Genomic DNA, 15,447 nt, shown 5'->3' with positions numbered 1-15,447 from the left:
CTTTAGCGAAAGCAAACGCATAAAGCTAAAAAAACAGGTGAAAAGGCGGTTATTTAAGGTGAGTTTCTGTAATTATTTTTTTATATAATTGTTATAAAGCTTATCCAGAGCTCCTTCGGTGGTGAGCGATGGATCTTTACTGATAAAGTGTTTAACCGTTCGGGTTACAAAATCTGAGTTTTGCTTATGTAATTTTGAAAAATCTTTAATCAATGTATTACCATCTTTTGCGGCTGTGACTTTATCATGACGATGTCTGTATTGGCTCAATGCCTTATTAAAATCACCTTGATAGTCTTCCACCAAAATTTTATAAAAATCACTTTTTTGCACCTTTAAAACATTAATGCAATAGTTAAGCGCTTCTTTAAAGTCGGTAAATACAGTGCCTTCTACATCAAACTCTTTGGTTTTTTCACGCACTGTGACACGTGCTTCCTCAGTGGCGTAACTAAACCCCGTAAAAGCGAGTCGCTCTGCAGCTTCTTTACCGAGTTTCATACCGGCTTGAATACTATGAGCAAATTCATCACTCATGTCAGCGAGTTCGTTTTCTTCCCACATGTTGTAAACACGCAAAGGCTTTGCATACTTATTAGATAATTTCTTTTTAAGTTTGCTAAATCGCTCATCAATGGTCATTAATCGCTCATTGTGAAGTAATGCATGGCATTCGTAACAGGCTGCAATGGCAACAAAGTCAGCTTCTTCACCTAGATCAATAATACTTTGTAGCATATGCAATGGCGGGCAATGATCGCGCTCTGTTGCCTCACAGCCGCAATAAAAACATTGGTTAAAATGCTGTTGCTCACACGCATAGGCTTGCTGGTAGTAACTGGCTAACGTTTTATTCACAATTGCGCTCCAAAAAGATAAAATGCCACAAATTTAGGGCGCGATAATAACAGTCTGAAAAAATATTTCAGTAGGAAAACGCTAAACTGTGTCAAAAATAAATTATTTATGAGCAACTTTTCATACACCTACAAAATAGCACAATTTACATACACATTTTCTTACAGCTTGCCCCATTCAGTTAACAACATTTTGGCTACATTAAGCAATACTTAAGTTGCACATAAACAAAGAGGCAAACACAATGATTTCTCTTAAAGCAACACTATATTCAACTGTATTATTAGGCGCAGCAACATTAACAGCACCTGTAATGGCAACCACATTTATTGCCGCTGACTCATCACCTGGTACACAAGCTTGTATGGCAGTTGCATCTAACAAAAGACTGACACTTCACAGAACCATAAAAGATCTGCGTATTAGTAAACATGTAATTAGTAAAAAATTACTCTGTAATGATTTATCAGTGGGTGATTTTGTAGCGCTCTATGATTTAAACAAATCAGCACGATTTTTAAATATGGAAACGTCTACCAGTACATCAATAAGAGATTTAGCGAAAGTAAACAAACCGCTTGTGGTTATTATGGCGGGGTCTAAATAACCTGAGTTCTAATTAAAAAATCGTGAGTTTTAAATGCGTTTAATTTACTCGAGTCAAACACGTTAAGCAGGATCTACATACCTGCTTAACGTGTATTTATTATTAAATAAGCGCTGCCAACAAACCAAATAAGCCACCAAATACCCCACCCCACACAACGAGCCAGCCTAAGTGCTCGCGGATCATGGTTTGAATTATTTCTTTTACCATTTTAGGGGTGAGTTCATCTAGGCGTTCATCCACTAACTTAAGCACCGTGTTATGCAAACTTTCCGCGTTATTGCCTTGGGTTAACATGTCGCTTAATAGTATTTTAAAATCGTCGGTGTCGCTTATTTGCACCAGTGATGATTGCATTTTTTCAATAAACTTTTCTCGCATTGGCTCAACGGCTTCAGTGCCACCAAACATTGCAAGCATGCTACCAAATTGTGATTGTTCAATAACCACTAACAAGTTATCGAATGCAGGGTTTAAATCCACTTTATAAATGACTGATTCAAAATCTATCGTTGGTTGAGCCTTACTTAGAAGCTTATCGATTTTATTCTCAGAGAAGAACTCAGTAAGTATTAAATTTCTTATTGCTACTTTAAAGCTTTCAAACTTAAGCGCAATTACACCTGATCCATATAAAAACGGCACTTTTTCGAACAGCATATGAATAGCGAGTAAATTTGTAACCGCACCAGAGAGTGCAAATAAGCCCACCGAAAGTACAATGGCTTGATCAAATACAAAACCAAAAACAACGCAACATGCTGCTAATAGGTTAGTGATAAAACTTTTATTCATTTTTATTCCATTTCAGTGATTTGTATCAGAAATTGATAGTCTTAATTTTACACCGATTAATTTGTTTATTTAATCCCTTTTTGCCATAGTTTATTTATAGGTTTAAAAGGTGACTATTGTTATGTGGAAAACAATCAATCAACAGATCAGCCAAGCTATCCATTACGATTTTAAACACACCCATAAACGTCAGTTGCAAAACACATCAACCGATAAGTTGTTTCACTTAAGCGATGGCAAGCACAATTATTTAGTTAAAATTGCGCAAAAAAATGAGCTAGAGCGCTTTGAGGCTCAAGCTCAAGGTTTAAAACAGCTTACTCAAAACAGTGTTTTTATGGTGCCCGACTGTATTACTACTGGGGCCAATATAGAATACGCCTTTATTGTATTAGAGTGGCTTACACTTGATGACCTTCCCCACACCCATTGGTCAACGATGGGTGAACACCTTGCCATGTTACATCAAAAACACCAGCAAGCGATGTTTGGTTTTGATACCGACAATTATTTAAGCTCAACACTTCAACCTAATCAGTGGCATAAAAAATGGGATGTTTTTTTTGCAGAAGAACGTATTGGTTGGCAATTACAACTTTTAGCTGAAAAAAACATTGTGTTGGCAGACTCAGAGCAACTAATAAATCAGGTAAAGGAGCAACTGCATAGTCATCATGTTTTACCCTCATTATTACATGGCGATTTTTGGCGCGGTAACCTGGGCTTTGTGAATAACATTCCGACATTATTTGACCCAGCCTGCTATTACGGTGATAGGGAGGTAGATATTGCTATGAGTGAACTCTATGCCCCCCTACCTGAGGAGTTTTATAGTGCCTACAATCAACACTACCCTTTAGCTCAGGGTTATGAGCAACGTAAGCCTGTTTACCAGCTTTACCCTATTTTAAACAACGCCAACATTTATGCTGGGCATTATCTAAATCAGGCCAAAGAGCACGTTGATAAACTACTAAACTACTAAACTTAAATAAATGCAGTAAACAAAATATAAGCACTATAATCAGAGTAAGCCCGTTGTGTGCTACCCACGTAAAATAACTTAGTTTTTATGAGGTGTTATTATGAAAGACTTTTTATCACAACGTATTGCATGCCCACATTGTGGACACCATATTCATTTAGATCTTGATGCTAGTATGGGCGACCAAGACTACTATGAAGAATGTAGTGCCTGTTGTAACCTTATTCATTTGAACATGCATATAGACTATGCACGTAATAAGTTAGAGTTACATGTGGACAGCGATGACGAACAAATATTTTAGCTATGTTGGCGCATGTAGTTTTCAACGGTGTTTATAATTGTATAGGTTTGCTGGTCGACTTCAATATTGAACTCATCACCCACAACGGCTTCACCTAAATTAGTAATATCGAGTGTTTCTGGTATTAAATGCAGCCAAAAGCCTTTCTCATCAATATTTCCCACCGTTAAACTGGCACCATTAACAGATACAAAGCCTTTGTATAATACATATTTTTGCCATTTTTGTGGCAGGCTAAGCTGTATTTTGTAGTTGTTTTCTAACTTAACTATTTGCGCAATTTTGGCAGTACAGTGGATATGTCCAGATACTATATGCCCACCTAACTCAGTTCCAAACGATACTGAACGCTCATAATTAACTAAACTACCCAATTCCAGTTGCCCAAGATTAGTAAGCTGCAGGGTTTCATCAATAACATCAAAATGCACTTGAGCAACCACATCGTGATTACTTAGCTCTACTTTTACCACCGTCAAACAGCAGCCGTTTATAGCAATGCTGGCACCTAAGTCTAAATGCTTCACGTATTGCTCATTGACAGAAACTACCAAGCGTAACACGCCCTGTGCATGGGTTTTAGAAACTACCGTTGCTTGAGTTTGAATAATACCGGTAAACATAAAAATCGCTTCTATTTCTAACAAAGTGCTAGTTTAACGTATCAAAAGGCAAAATCATTCACTTAATAGTACTTATTGATGGTTATTTTCACCGCCAAGATGAATTAAATACAAACACCGACCACCAGCATAGCTTGGCAGATCACAATAGATTACAATGCGACTATGTTTTTCTGAATAGCTGTTTTTTATGACTTTTTGTAGTTGGGAAGCCAAACGTTTACTTTCCCTCGCGGTTCCCGTTTTTTTAGCACAAGTAACTTTAGTATTAATGTCGGTGGTTGATACCATAATGGCCGGACAAGTGAGCCCTACCGATTTAGCAGCACTGTCAATTGCTACAGGAATATGGAACCCCATTTTATTAGCAATACAAGGTATTCTATTAGCATTAACAGGCGTTATTGCCCAATTTGCGGGTGCTAAAGATCGTAACGGCATCAGCCATTATTTTCAGCAAGCCCTTTATTTAACCCTCCTGTTAAGTATTGCTGGTTTTAGTGCAGCCCAGCTTGCCAATACCGTTATTTTACAGCTAGATACCAGCCCTGCGATTGCTGGACTTGCTTTTGACTACATTCATTTTGTTAAATGGGGTGTGTTTGGCTTTTTAATTTTTACCGTTTACAGAAATATGACCGAAGGCATGGGGATGACCAAGCCCGCATTTTATATCAGCCTATTGGGGCTTGCGGTAAATATTCCACTCAATTATATTTTTATCAATGGCTTATTTGGCCTACCAGCATTTGGCGGAGCCGGTTGTGGTATTGCTACCGCACTCGTATTTACTGTTATGGCGATTGCTCAGGTGACTTATTGCCAACTCAGTAAAAAAATAGATGCTAAAGGCTTATTAGCTGGCTTTGAAAAACCTAACTTTAAAACCATAGGTATTATTACCAAACTCGGTATTCCTATATCACTGGCGACATTTTTTGAAGTGACCTTGTTTGCCTGTATACCTTTATTTATTGCGCACTTAGGTGCTGTAGCCGTGTCTGGCCATCAAATTGCAGCCAGTGTTACTGCACTATTATTTATGATGCCTCTGAGCCTCTCAATTGCAATTAGCATACGAATTGGTAATTTATTTGGGCAAAATCATTTAGATCAATTAAAAGTAGCGGTATCGACAAGTTATATTATGGCAGCGATGGTTGCTTTGTTTGTTGCTTTTATTACTTTTATAGGTCGCGATGTGATCAGCCAACTTTATAGCGATAGCCCTGCGGTACTCGCACTTGCTTCATCTATTATGATTTTAGCCTGTATTTACCAACTTCCTGATGCATTACAAGTAGCTGCAAATGGTATATTGAGAGGCTTAAAGCACACCGCGCCAATTTCTTATATTACTTTTATCTCTTACTGGTTAATCGGCTTTAGTTTAGGCTACGTATTAGCAAGAACAGACTTAATAGTGCCAGCAATGGGCCCGCATGGATTCTGGATAGGTATCATCGTTGGCTTATCAGTAGCAGCTGTACTGCTAATGCTGACAGTGCATAGGCGATTTAAACGTGAACCATTTATTCTCTCTTAAACAATCTAAAAATAACACACTGCCACTTAGTTGGTTACTGGCAGTGTGTTGTGCATTTCTTATTGGCTGCACAGAGCAGCCTAGTGAGGCAAATAAAACTTATTTGTCTCGCTTAAGTAATACTTTGCAAGTTCCCGAGCCGAACACAAACTCACTGCAACAACTCTCTTTAGTTGCGCCTACAAGCACCTTTCAACCTGCTATTAAAATTGGCATAACTGAACTTGCTGGTATTAGCCAATGTAAACTGAACGTTCTAATAAGCGAGCATAATAATCAATTAGGTAAAACAGCCACCGCTGCCAGCCAATTGAAGTACCAAATAGATTTTATTCAAAGTGCGCAAAACTGTTTAAATACCTTGGATAAACAAAGCAAGATTTACAACAAAATTGCAGCGGCAAAAACTCAAAAACAAGCCCAACTCACTCAGTTTTTCAACAACACTTTATATAATGAGCCAGAGCTCAATCGAACTTGGCAACTAACTGGTCAAGAGCTCAGCACCCAACCAGCAGGATTTAGCGACACGGTTGAGGCACTAAAAAAACTCACCACTATAAAACAGCAAATAGAAACTCAAAATAGTATTGCAATTAACAGCAGTGATATTTTGTTAGCGCTTGAGCCACTCAACAGATACAAATTTGACCAACAACTTATTCAAGCCGCGCGCGAGCAAATTAGCTTAAATCATACCGCAACCCAATTTGTAAATACTTTAACGCTTGAAGATATATGCCCAAAGGGTAAAAACAAGCAGCAGGCTAAAATTGTCAGTAATATATTTAATAAATATTATTTAAAACAAATTCAACCTTATCAGGCGCAGCTGAGTGGCTATTTAGAAACATTGCAGCCGCTGTATGTGCAGCTGTGGTTTAATCAAGCAGTAAGCAGTGAAGAGATAAATGCTCTTCTTGACCCAAACGCTAAAAACTTACTCGCTCAGCTAAAATCGTCAGCAAAAGAGCATGTTATATGGTGGCAAAAATTTTATAAAACGTGTGAAATCAGTCCAATATGAATAAAAAAACGGCAAATAAACTCAAATAGCATAAACATGCTTGATTCACTCCCCATCACGCTATATATTAGCGACCGTTGTTAAGCAATTAACAATTCTTAAATACATGCAGTACGACTGTAGCTCAGTTGGGCGAGATTGGACCGAAGCGAAGCTTCGCAGCCGAACGAGGTGGAGGCAGGACGCCGACAGGATGAAGCTTCATGGATGAATTAAATAGTATGTAAACTTATAGTACGACTGTAGCTCAGTTGGTTAGAGCACTACCTTGACATGGTAGGGGTCGGTGGTTCGAATCCACTCAGTCGTACCAACATTTAAGAATCCTAAAAAAATTGTACGACCGTAGCTCAGCTGGTTAGAGCGCTACCTTGACATGGTAGAGGTCGGTGGTTCGAATCCACTCGGTCGTACCAATTAAACTCTATATTTCAAACAGTTAAAAACCCTATTCAATCTATTCGTTTAATTATTCAACTAAAAATTAAATTCTTAGTTTTTTATTATTTTGTATTCAAAATTTTAAAATAACGAGAGCCAAGCCTCAAAAGATCATCCTAAAAATTCCAGTTTTTATCGATTTGTGCCCAAACTTGTGCCCAAGCGCCCAAACCACTTTTTTAGCTCTTTAATCTTCCTCAAAATTAGACCCCTACCCTTGCAAATTCACAAACCTCAAATCACAAATTCCAAACCAAAAATTTCAAATCAGGTGACCACTACCCTAATATTTTCCGTGTCATTTCATGAAATATCCTATGACCCCTATTCCATAAACTGCTTCTGTGCCTTGTTTAGGCTCCGGTGCCCACACAAGGCACAGATATACAACTACCCTAGGCTACACTTCGCTTCAGTGGTCACGGTAGGAATGAGCATTACATAACCGATCAGCCGTTGAATAGCGTGCTTACGGTCGTAACTTGCTGCTGCTACAAATCCATCCCAAATTTTAGTTTTGTCTAACTTACGAGCATTGTTGTAAGTTGCTCCTATACTCAGCAGCATCTCTCTTCGAGATGAAAGACTCATCATTTTATTCATAACTCACCTAATCAACGCATCTAAAGTTTGATTTTAAATGAGGTAGCCGGTAGCAGCGAGTTTGGTAATTAGTGAGTCAATACTGCATATTCTCTCCAGGTTTTATCACCCAATAGCATTAACTTTGGCCGCTTATTCTCATTAAGCTTTGCTCACAAAAATCACTTGTAAGTGATCACTTTTACGCAGCATTGCGTTTCTTTCTTTATCAAGTTCAACTTTCATTTGTTCTTGATGATCTACAACAGCTTTTAAACGATGAACAAATTGAGGGCTGCATATGTAATCATAAATAGCTTCCATTTGTGCCTTTTAATCGAGGCTTTGTTTTGAAGAACGCTTGTTGCAGAGCGTGATCATCCCACTTCTCATCAAGCGGCCAGTAAGTAATATCTAACTCTGCTGATTTACAGGCATATTTAGACACGATTGAGGGTGAAACAGATAAGCTTGTTGCTATCTGACGATGACTGAGTTTACAGCTGTATTTGTCGGAGGACATTAAAGTATGAAACTCGACAATAAATACTAAAACCATGACAATAAAGTTCGAAACTTTTCGATGCTATTTGTCGCAGTCTGCCTTTTGTTCTAACAAGCTTTTGCCCCAAAACGTGTTAAAGCAATTATTCTATAGGTCGGCTTTGAGCGATAAGCGGTCGGTCGGGTAAACTCGTTTTTGGACAAAAACGAGTTAGAGCCGGAGGGCGGATCTGTAAAATGTATAGTGATAACAACATCCTGCTAAGCCGCAGAAACGGAGTTGATTGTTTGATAGCTACCAGTACAATTAAGTATTTAGGAGCCTCATCACATAATTGCATTCCCCAGCCTTTATTTCTATGTAGGGCTAAATAAACTAATCAGTGTTTAAGGCTAAAGAGAATGTGATTTTTCTGTCACTAACTTCTGCACTTAATTGCGCATCAATTGCTTTACTAAGCGTTTTAGCGATTGATAACCCCAATCCAAAGTTATCATTCGATGTTCTTGAAGTGTCTTTTTGCCATAAAGGGTCAAATAATTGGTCTATATCATTATCACTCAAAGGTTCAATAAGGGAGTTAGTAACTGACAAAAATAAAAATTTTTCTTTTGAAATCATTGTCGAAACTAAAATTTTTGAATTTAGTGGGCTGTATTGTTTAGCGTTGTTAACTAAATTGCTAATAATTGATTCGAGGGCAAACAAGTTGCTTATAATTGCTGGTGCATTCTCATTCAACTCCAAATTTACACGCGATAAATCAGTGTTTTCTAAGACTCTGGTAATGACTTGATTTAAATCACAAGCATCTTGTTTGATTAGCTTACCATTACTGTATTTATGTAATAGCAATAAGTTCGACACGATATTTTTAAGCCGTAAACTTATTTTCAACGCTTCAGGCTTAAAATCCTCATTGAGCTCAATCTCATTTGGAAACCTGATAGCAACTTCTGCCATATTTATAAGTTCGGCAATGGGCGTTTTTATTTCATGGGCAATATCGGATGTAAGTCGCTTTTCCCTTAGGTAAAGTTGTCTATTCTCTTTAATAAAAGCATTTAAGCTTTCAACAATAGGCAAGAGCTCTTTAACTGGCTCTTGTATAAATATCTGTGAGCCTTCACTGGTAATACTTAACTGACTGATATCTTGGTTGAGTTTAATTAATGGCGCAAGTGATGTATCTATCGCCTTCCTGACAAATAATCGAATAAATACAATAACTGTAATTATGGTGACTATAAAAATAACGTCAATCAACCAAAGTACAAAATCAACTTCCTCAGAAGACGCTGCATAAGCTAAAGTCAGTGGCTCATCATTTGTTTTTTTATATGTGTCTACTGATATATTGTCTTTTTCTTGTGGTATAAAACGACTATAAAACACCCGACCATCTCGGCCATCAGATAATTGTATAGGGAGTATTTTTGACTCGCCAATTTCTAAGCTTTCATATGGTAGGTTTTTAACTTCAAATAAATCTAAACTTTTTGAGCGGGTAAAAACACTTTCTTTGCTCCATAATTGAAAGTACTCAGGCTCTATTTCCCCTTCGAACTCGGGCAAAAACTCACTAGAAAAGTTAAACGAAAAACCTTCATTAGTTTTATGTACTAAGGTCATTAACATACCTGCTTTGGATTGCAGGCTGCGATCAAACTCATTATCTATCCAACTATCAACAGCAATGTCGGTTGCCAACAAAATGCATAAAACAAAGCTAGTTATAGTTACCGAAAGTGTAACAACTAATTTACTGCGAATAGATTTCATTATTGTCCTTGTACAATATAACCAAAACCACGTTTGGTCTGAATTGGCAGCTCCCCTCCTGCAACTCTTACTTTTTTGCGAGCAGATGATAAATGGGCTTCAATCGAGTTCTTTGATATCAAATCATATTGCCCTGCAAGGTAGGTACTTAGCTTTTCTGCACTAAACACTTTATTTTGATTGCTAAATAAACATTCGACAATTTTGTACTCGTTGGGTGTTAAGTCGATAACATTGTCAGCAACTTTTAGCAGTTTTAACTGTAAATTCAGTGCTAAATTATCAATAGTTATGATATCACTCATCATCTTCAATCCTCCACGGCGCATTAAATTTAGCAGTCGAGCGTGGAGCTCATCAAATGAAAAGGGTTTAGTCAGATAATCATCCGCTCCTGTTAAAAGCCCTAAAACACGGTCTTCAGGTTCTTGCTTAGCTGACAAAATTAAGACTTTAGAATCAAGCTGTTTGGTTCTTATGGTTTGCAATAAAGTAATACCATCGATACTCGGTAACATAATATCAAGTATTATAAGCTCATACTCACCTGTCATCGCCATACTCAGCCCTTGTGCACCATCACCGGTGTCATCAACCGCAAAGCCTAGATTTGCTAAGCCAATTCGTAAACTACGCCTTAGTGACGCTGAATCTTCAATTATTAATAACTTCATGTGTTACTCATTCACCTGAAATGCATCTTCATCATTAGGTTACGCCATATAGCTTAAGTTTTACTTAAGACTTGCTTAAGTTTCCATAGTTTAGCCAATATTAAGTTTAGACTCAGGATTTCTTAAGTTTCGGTTTTTAGTATTGCTGCAATTATTAAGATCGAGCACAACTATGACAGCAAATACTTCCGTTTTAAAACCCTTGTTGCGTTTTACTATTATATTGATATCAATCTTTATAACTTCCCGCATTGCTTTATTGTTTTGGCAACATTCAAGATTAAATGATGGTGATATTTGGCCGATCATATCAGGAGCAATCAGAATAGACTTAAGTAGCATTGGATACTTAGCAACTATTGGGGTTTTTATACTGATACTACATGTAGTTGCACGCCCTAAAACAGAGCTTTTCCAGCGTATTTTTACACTTTACGGTAGCTGCGTTGTAACTGTAGTTGTTATTGTTGAAGCATCAACACCTGCATTCATCAATCAATATGATGTAAGGCCTAACCGATTATATATTGAATACCTTGATTACCCACAAGAAGTCTTCTCAATGTTAGTGCATGGCCATCTTTTTGCAATGTTAAGTACATTGCTTTTGGCCTCGTTAACAAGCGTTTATAGCTATCGCCTTTTATGCAGAGCATTCACACAACCACCGTCACTGAAAAAAGCATCCAATTTACCCATTCTAATGGCTGCTTTAATAATCTGCTTATTTGCTGCTAGAGGTACATTAAATCACCGACCGCTTAACCCTGCATTAGTCTATTTTTCTCAAGATTCACTAGTAAACTCACTTGTTCTTAACTCCACTTACAGTGTTGCGTTTGCGCTGAAAAACATGGGTAACGAAAAAAGTGCCAGTAATTTGTATGGCACAATGCTTCGTCAACAAATTATAGATACGGTCAAAAAGGCTTCTTATCGAAAACAGTTTGTCGTTGGAAATATTCCAACCTTGGCGCACAACAAGCCTTTTGTGTCTGGTGTTAAAAAAAACTTAGTTATAATACTTGAGGAAAGTTTAGGTGCCCGATTTGTTGGAGAACTTGGTGGGTTAGATATTACGCCCGAACTTGATAAGCTATATCAACAAGGGTGGGGGTTTGACAACCTTTATGCTACGGGCACGCGCTCCGTAAGAGGTATTGAAGCAATTACTACAGGTTTTACACCATCACCATCTCGCTCAGTAGTTAAACTATCTAAATCGCAGCATAACTTTTTTTCACTAGCGGATGTATTCAGTCAAGAAGGTTACAAAACACAGTTTATCTACGGCGGTGAAAGCCATTTTGACAATATGAAAAGCTTTTTTCTAGGAAACGGGTTTAACGATATTGTTGACATCAACCATATTGATAATCCCCAATTTATCTCCTCTTGGGGGGTAAGTGATGAGGACTTATTCAATCAAGCAGATAAAGAACTGACTAAATTAAGTAATTCGACAGAGCCATTTTTTAGTCTTGTATTTACTTCTAGTAATCACGATCCGTTTGATATACCACAAGGCAAAGTATCGCTACCCAAAGGACATAACCCTGAAAACTATAAGCGTGATCTTGCAATTAAGTATGCCGATTACGCACTAGGTAAATTTATAAATAAAGCAAAAACACGGTCGTACTGGGAAAACACCGTATTTTTGGTTGTAGCAGACCATGATGTGCGTGTTTTTGGCTCTGAACCTGTCCCTTTGAAGTCTTTTCATATACCAGCTGTTATTTTAAACAGCGATATGAAAAGTAAACGCGATCCAAGACTCGTTAGTCAAATTGATCTACCTGTTACTTTGATGTCACTTTTAGGAATTGACCAAGCAACCCCTATGCTGGGCTTTGATCTGACTAAAATTTATCCAGTTGAACGCGCAATGATGCAGTACTACGACAATTTTGCATACCTAGAAAATGATCGCGCTGTCATCCTAATGCCAAATCAACAAACCAGCTATTGGCGCTATAACAAACAAACCAAAATACAAGAAAAAAATGAACAGCTAAACGTTGATCAAACGTTGGCTGAAAAAGCACTAGCTCATGTGTTATTTAGCAACTTAGCTTACACCGAGCAGCTTTATCGTTTAGCTGATAAAAGTAGTGATAAGGAATAACTATGAAAATTGCTTTTAAAAGATTTTGTATTTCGTCTTGGCAAGTAAGTTACAGCCAATTTGTTTGCTTAGTTTCAATGTATATCGTTATCGCATTTAATGGCTTGTTTTTATACAATACTTTTATGGCTGCAACACAGTCAGGGCATATAAATTGGCTTTTTATCGCGTCGGTCCCTTTATTGCTTTTCTCATTGACTGTTTTAGTTTTAAGTTGGTTGTCCTTAATTACTTTTGTTAAAGCTATACTTCTATTTAGTGTTTTAGTTTGCTCATTGTTGTTTTATTCAACACTTAATTATGGCGTTATTTTTGACAAGAGCATGTTACAAAATATTGTTGAAACAAATTCAGGTGAAGCATTTTCATACTTGAACTTTCAGCTTGTGTTATTTATTTTTTTATTGGGGATTGTACCTACTTACTTATTTTCCAAGTTCACAATTATTGGGAGTTTTAGAGTTCGTTTAAAAAGTTTTACGAAGCTAAATCTATCAGCTTTGCTCTGTTGTGCCTTAATCGCTGTACCCTTTTATAAAGAGTACGCTTCTGTTGGCCGCAACAACCGACAGCTAACAAGTTATATCACCCCGTTTGCATTCTATACAGCAAGTTATAAATACCTGAGGGATAATTACTTTTATCCACCATTACCTTTCAAGGTACTCGATAACTTGCCCACTTTAAAAAATAAAACGAGCACCTCGCTAACTGTAATGGTTGTCGGGGAAACAGCTCGGGCGGCTAACTTTTCACTACAAGGCTATAGTAGAGCAACGAATACTTATACTCCCAAGTTAGGCGTAAAGTATTTTAGTGATGTTTCATCGTGTGGAACGGCAACGGCTATTTCAGTCCCCTGTATGTTTTCACGACTGAACCGCAAAGAATATGATTCTCGGCTTGCTAGTAGTCAAGAAAATGCTCTAGACATTATTCAGCGTAGTGGTGTTGAAGTAACATGGATTGATAATAACAGCAGCTGTAAAGGAGTGTGTGCTCGCATCAAATCAGACAACATTGAGCCGAATAAAGAACATCCGTTATGTGATGGTCATTACTGTTTTGATGAAATATTAGTTACGAAACTAGCAGACAAGATAGCGACTAGTAACGCTAAACATAAATTGGTTGTTCTACATATGATAGGTTCACATGGACCAACTTATTATCGTCGTTATCCTGAACACGAAAGTTTGTTTAAACCTGATTGCTCTCGAAGCGATATTCAGAACTGTAGTACAACTGAACTAACAAACACATATGATAATACTATCGCATACACAGATAAGGTGTTAAGCCAGTTGATAAAAGTATTACAAGCAAGTAACGAAACAAAGAAGTCACTCCTATATGTGTCAGATCACGGTGAGTCACTTGGTGAGAAAGGTTTATACCTTCACGGGTTTCCATATGCATTAGCACCAAGCGAGCAAACCCATATTCCAATGATTTTTTGGAGTAATAAACTCGCTAACTCTAAATTTAATCATTGTATTGAGTTACAACGCTCAAAAGTATTTTCACACGACAATATTTTTGACACTTTACTTGGCTTAACTCAAGTAAGCAGCAGTCAATACCAACCTGAATACGATATTTTTAACGCCTGTAAGGCCCTAAGTCTATAAAGAGAGTTTCCAATGCAATTTGATAGTGCAAATAAGCCGTCAGGTATTAATCGAGTAGTTTTAGCTTTTAAAAATTCACAGCGTGCATTTAAATGGCTTGCTAAAAATGAAGCTGCTTTTAAACAAGAGCTTTTTTTACTCGCTTTATCGCTAATTATTATTTCGATTTGGCAGATAGGTATTTACGAAAAGGTCATGCTACTAATCTCTGTTTTATTTGTGATATTCGCAGAGGTTGTTAATACAGCAATAGAAGCAACAATAGACAGAGTTGGCTTAGAGATTCATCCATTGTCAGGTCTCGCTAAAGATTTAGGCTCCGCAGCAGTATTAATTGCGCTATTGATAAGTTCATTCGTCTGGATTTCTGTATTTATAAGCTATATTGGTTATTTTTAAAATTTATCCAATCTCAATGATCGCTTATCGCTCATTTGCGACCGTCGCCTAAACTCGTTTTGGGGCAAAGGTGAGTTATATTGATAAATCGTCGATGGACATAAATGAGTTAGAGCCGAAGGACGGCTCTGTGCCATGAGCGGACATTGGTAATGCCTCTCAATGAGGCCAAAATTAGTTAAAAATAAGTAACAAAGAAGCAAAATACTACTTAGATGGCTTGTTATGAAACTAAGCACGTATGTTTATAGTTTTTTAACTCAACTACAGATTTATTGTACTCAAAGTATGATTCTGCCAAATTTTCCATATCGCTTTTTTTCTGAACGTCCGAAAACTTCGAGATGAAAACTAACAAATTATAATAGTGGCTATTGTCTAGTTTTGTAAGCAATCGAATTAATTCAGGATCTAAATGTGATATGAAAGAAAATGAATCGCCCCGAGTTCATCGGAGACCAGTTTGTTTAAGTCAGGCCACTTTACCTGACTCGTTTAAATTATCATAGTAGTCTGTTTCATATTGAGCTGGTGAAATATACCCAATTGAAGATAATAAG

Annotated in this window: 15 protein-coding genes, 2 tRNA genes and 1 pseudogene; 10 read left to right on the top strand and 8 right to left on the bottom strand. The window is 37.3% G+C overall.

Features of this window, described 5'->3' with window-relative positions; translation table 11 throughout:
* Positions 1-72: 72 nt before the first annotated feature.
* Positions 73-858, bottom strand: coding sequence for a hypothetical protein (locus tag BW139_RS16520; RefSeq protein WP_075169343.1), 786 nt, complete (start codon positions 856-858; stop codon positions 73-75).
* A gap of 244 nt (positions 859-1,102) precedes the next feature.
* Here BW139_RS16520 and BW139_RS16515 point away from each other — a divergent pair, with 244 nt between their 5' ends.
* Positions 1,103-1,465: a DUF3718 domain-containing protein gene (locus BW139_RS16515; protein WP_076920381.1), complete on the top strand. Its 363-nt coding sequence runs from the start codon at positions 1,103-1,105 to the stop codon at positions 1,463-1,465.
* Positions 1,466-1,567: 102 nt separating this feature from the next.
* Here BW139_RS16515 and BW139_RS16510 read toward each other — a convergent pair whose 3' ends face one another.
* Positions 1,568-2,260, bottom strand: coding sequence for a DUF445 domain-containing protein (locus BW139_RS16510; protein WP_076920380.1), 693 nt, complete (start codon positions 2,258-2,260; stop codon positions 1,568-1,570).
* Between the two features lie 121 nt (positions 2,261-2,381).
* Between BW139_RS16510 and BW139_RS16505 the strand changes: the two genes are divergently transcribed.
* On the top strand, positions 2,382-3,245 hold the full coding sequence (locus BW139_RS16505; RefSeq protein ID WP_076920379.1) for a fructosamine kinase family protein: 864 nt from the start codon (positions 2,382-2,384) through the stop codon (positions 3,243-3,245).
* Between the two features lie 100 nt (positions 3,246-3,345).
* Positions 3,346-3,549: a CPXCG motif-containing cysteine-rich protein gene (locus BW139_RS16500; RefSeq protein WP_008464077.1), complete on the top strand. Its 204-nt coding sequence runs from the start codon at positions 3,346-3,348 to the stop codon at positions 3,547-3,549.
* Here the strand turns inward: BW139_RS16500 and BW139_RS16495 are convergent.
* Positions 3,546-4,172, bottom strand: a complete 627-nt coding sequence (locus BW139_RS16495) for a riboflavin synthase subunit alpha (protein ID WP_076920378.1) — start codon at positions 4,170-4,172, stop codon at positions 3,546-3,548. The two genes, BW139_RS16500 and BW139_RS16495, sit on opposite strands and share 4 nt — an antisense overlap.
* Positions 4,173-4,362: 190 nt before the next feature.
* Here BW139_RS16495 and BW139_RS16490 point away from each other — a divergent pair, with 190 nt between their 5' ends.
* From BW139_RS16490 to BW139_RS16475, 4 genes are all read left to right on the top strand, one after another.
* Positions 4,363-5,718: an MATE family efflux transporter gene (locus BW139_RS16490; protein WP_076920377.1), complete on the top strand. Its 1,356-nt coding sequence runs from the start codon at positions 4,363-4,365 to the stop codon at positions 5,716-5,718.
* Complete coding sequence (locus BW139_RS16485; protein ID WP_076920376.1) at positions 5,696-6,745, top strand: DUF3080 family protein; 1,050 nt, start codon at positions 5,696-5,698, stop codon at positions 6,743-6,745. The genes BW139_RS16490 and BW139_RS16485 overlap by 23 nt, the downstream gene beginning before the upstream one ends.
* A 236-nt stretch (positions 6,746-6,981) precedes the next feature.
* Positions 6,982-7,058 (top strand) — tRNA-Val (locus tag BW139_RS16480).
* Positions 7,059-7,084: 26 nt separating this feature from the next.
* Positions 7,085-7,161, top strand: a tRNA-Val gene (locus tag BW139_RS16475).
* A gap of 415 nt (positions 7,162-7,576) precedes the next feature.
* Here the strand turns inward: BW139_RS16475 and BW139_RS16470 are convergent.
* The 5 genes and pseudogenes from BW139_RS16470 to BW139_RS16455 all read right to left on the bottom strand — a co-directional run bounded on the left by BW139_RS16470 (position 7,577) and on the right by BW139_RS16455 (position 10,729).
* Positions 7,577-7,780 carry a hypothetical protein gene (locus tag BW139_RS16470; RefSeq protein WP_125825535.1) on the bottom strand — a complete coding sequence of 68 codons (204 nt, stop codon included), beginning with the start codon at positions 7,778-7,780 and terminating at the stop codon, positions 7,577-7,579.
* Between the two features lie 150 nt (positions 7,781-7,930).
* Entirely contained in the window at positions 7,931-8,092 is a 162-nt protein-coding gene (locus BW139_RS18410) for a hypothetical protein (RefSeq protein WP_208619481.1), read from the bottom strand.
* 4 nt (positions 8,093-8,096) lie between these two features.
* Positions 8,097-8,327: pseudogene (locus BW139_RS16465) on the bottom strand (hypothetical protein); the annotation flags it as partial.
* 321 nt (positions 8,328-8,648) lie between these two features.
* A complete protein-coding gene (locus tag BW139_RS16460) occupies positions 8,649-10,055 on the bottom strand; it encodes a cell wall metabolism sensor histidine kinase WalK (RefSeq protein WP_076920375.1) in 1,407 nt (468 codons plus the stop codon).
* A complete protein-coding gene (locus BW139_RS16455) occupies positions 10,055-10,729 on the bottom strand; it encodes a response regulator transcription factor (protein ID WP_058429029.1) in 675 nt (224 codons plus the stop codon). The genes BW139_RS16460 and BW139_RS16455 overlap by 1 nt, the downstream gene beginning before the upstream one ends.
* A 172-nt stretch (positions 10,730-10,901) precedes the next feature.
* Between BW139_RS16455 and BW139_RS16450 the strand changes: the two genes are divergently transcribed.
* Genes BW139_RS16450 through BW139_RS16440 form a run of 3 tightly spaced genes read left to right on the top strand, consistent with a single transcriptional unit; the run spans position 10,902 to position 14,887 of the window.
* The gene (locus tag BW139_RS16450) at positions 10,902-12,857 is read left to right on the top strand and encodes an LTA synthase family protein (protein WP_076920374.1); all 1,956 of its coding nucleotides are present in this window, start codon (positions 10,902-10,904) and stop codon (positions 12,855-12,857) included.
* Positions 12,858-12,859: 2 nt separating this feature from the next.
* Positions 12,860-14,488: a phosphoethanolamine transferase gene (locus BW139_RS16445; RefSeq protein WP_024599462.1), complete on the top strand. Its 1,629-nt coding sequence runs from the start codon at positions 12,860-12,862 to the stop codon at positions 14,486-14,488.
* A 12-nt stretch (positions 14,489-14,500) separates the two neighbouring features.
* Positions 14,501-14,887 (top strand): diacylglycerol kinase, encoded by a 387-nt coding sequence (locus BW139_RS16440; RefSeq protein WP_024599461.1) that lies wholly within the window; start codon positions 14,501-14,503, stop codon positions 14,885-14,887.
* The last annotated feature ends 560 nt before the right edge of the window (positions 14,888-15,447 follow it).

Source organism: Pseudoalteromonas sp. SK18, from assembly GCF_001974855.1.
Lineage (GTDB): Bacteria > Pseudomonadota > Gammaproteobacteria > Enterobacterales > Alteromonadaceae > Pseudoalteromonas.
This window is presented reverse-complemented; position numbering and strand designations above follow the sequence as displayed.

Bases quoted from the DNA above. Each gene is read 5' to 3' on its own strand.
- BW139_RS16515 (WP_076920381.1), top strand. From the start codon at position 1,103: ATGATTTCTCTTAAAGCAACACTATATTCAACTGTATTATTAGGCGCA.
- BW139_RS16510 (WP_076920380.1), bottom strand. From the start codon at position 2,260: ATGAATAAAAGTTTTATCACTAACCTATTAGCAGCATGTTGCGTTGTT.
- BW139_RS16505 (WP_076920379.1), top strand. From the start codon at position 2,382: ATGTGGAAAACAATCAATCAACAGATCAGCCAAGCTATCCATTACGAT.
- BW139_RS16500 (WP_008464077.1), top strand. From the start codon at position 3,346: ATGAAAGACTTTTTATCACAACGTATTGCATGCCCACATTGTGGACAC.
- BW139_RS16495 (WP_076920378.1), bottom strand. From the start codon at position 4,172: ATGTTTACCGGTATTATTCAAACTCAAGCAACGGTAGTTTCTAAAACC.
- BW139_RS16490 (WP_076920377.1), top strand. From the start codon at position 4,363: ATGACTTTTTGTAGTTGGGAAGCCAAACGTTTACTTTCCCTCGCGGTT.
- BW139_RS16470 (WP_125825535.1), bottom strand. From the start codon at position 7,780: ATGATGAGTCTTTCATCTCGAAGAGAGATGCTGCTGAGTATAGGAGCA.
- BW139_RS18410 (WP_208619481.1), bottom strand. From the start codon at position 8,092: ATGGAAGCTATTTATGATTACATATGCAGCCCTCAATTTGTTCATCGT.
- BW139_RS16460 (WP_076920375.1), bottom strand. From the start codon at position 10,055: ATGAAATCTATTCGCAGTAAATTAGTTGTTACACTTTCGGTAACTATA.
- BW139_RS16455 (WP_058429029.1), bottom strand. From the start codon at position 10,729: ATGAAGTTATTAATAATTGAAGATTCAGCGTCACTAAGGCGTAGTTTA.
- BW139_RS16450 (WP_076920374.1), top strand. From the start codon at position 10,902: ATGACAGCAAATACTTCCGTTTTAAAACCCTTGTTGCGTTTTACTATT.
- BW139_RS16445 (WP_024599462.1), top strand. From the start codon at position 12,860: ATGAAAATTGCTTTTAAAAGATTTTGTATTTCGTCTTGGCAAGTAAGT.
- BW139_RS16440 (WP_024599461.1), top strand. From the start codon at position 14,501: ATGCAATTTGATAGTGCAAATAAGCCGTCAGGTATTAATCGAGTAGTT.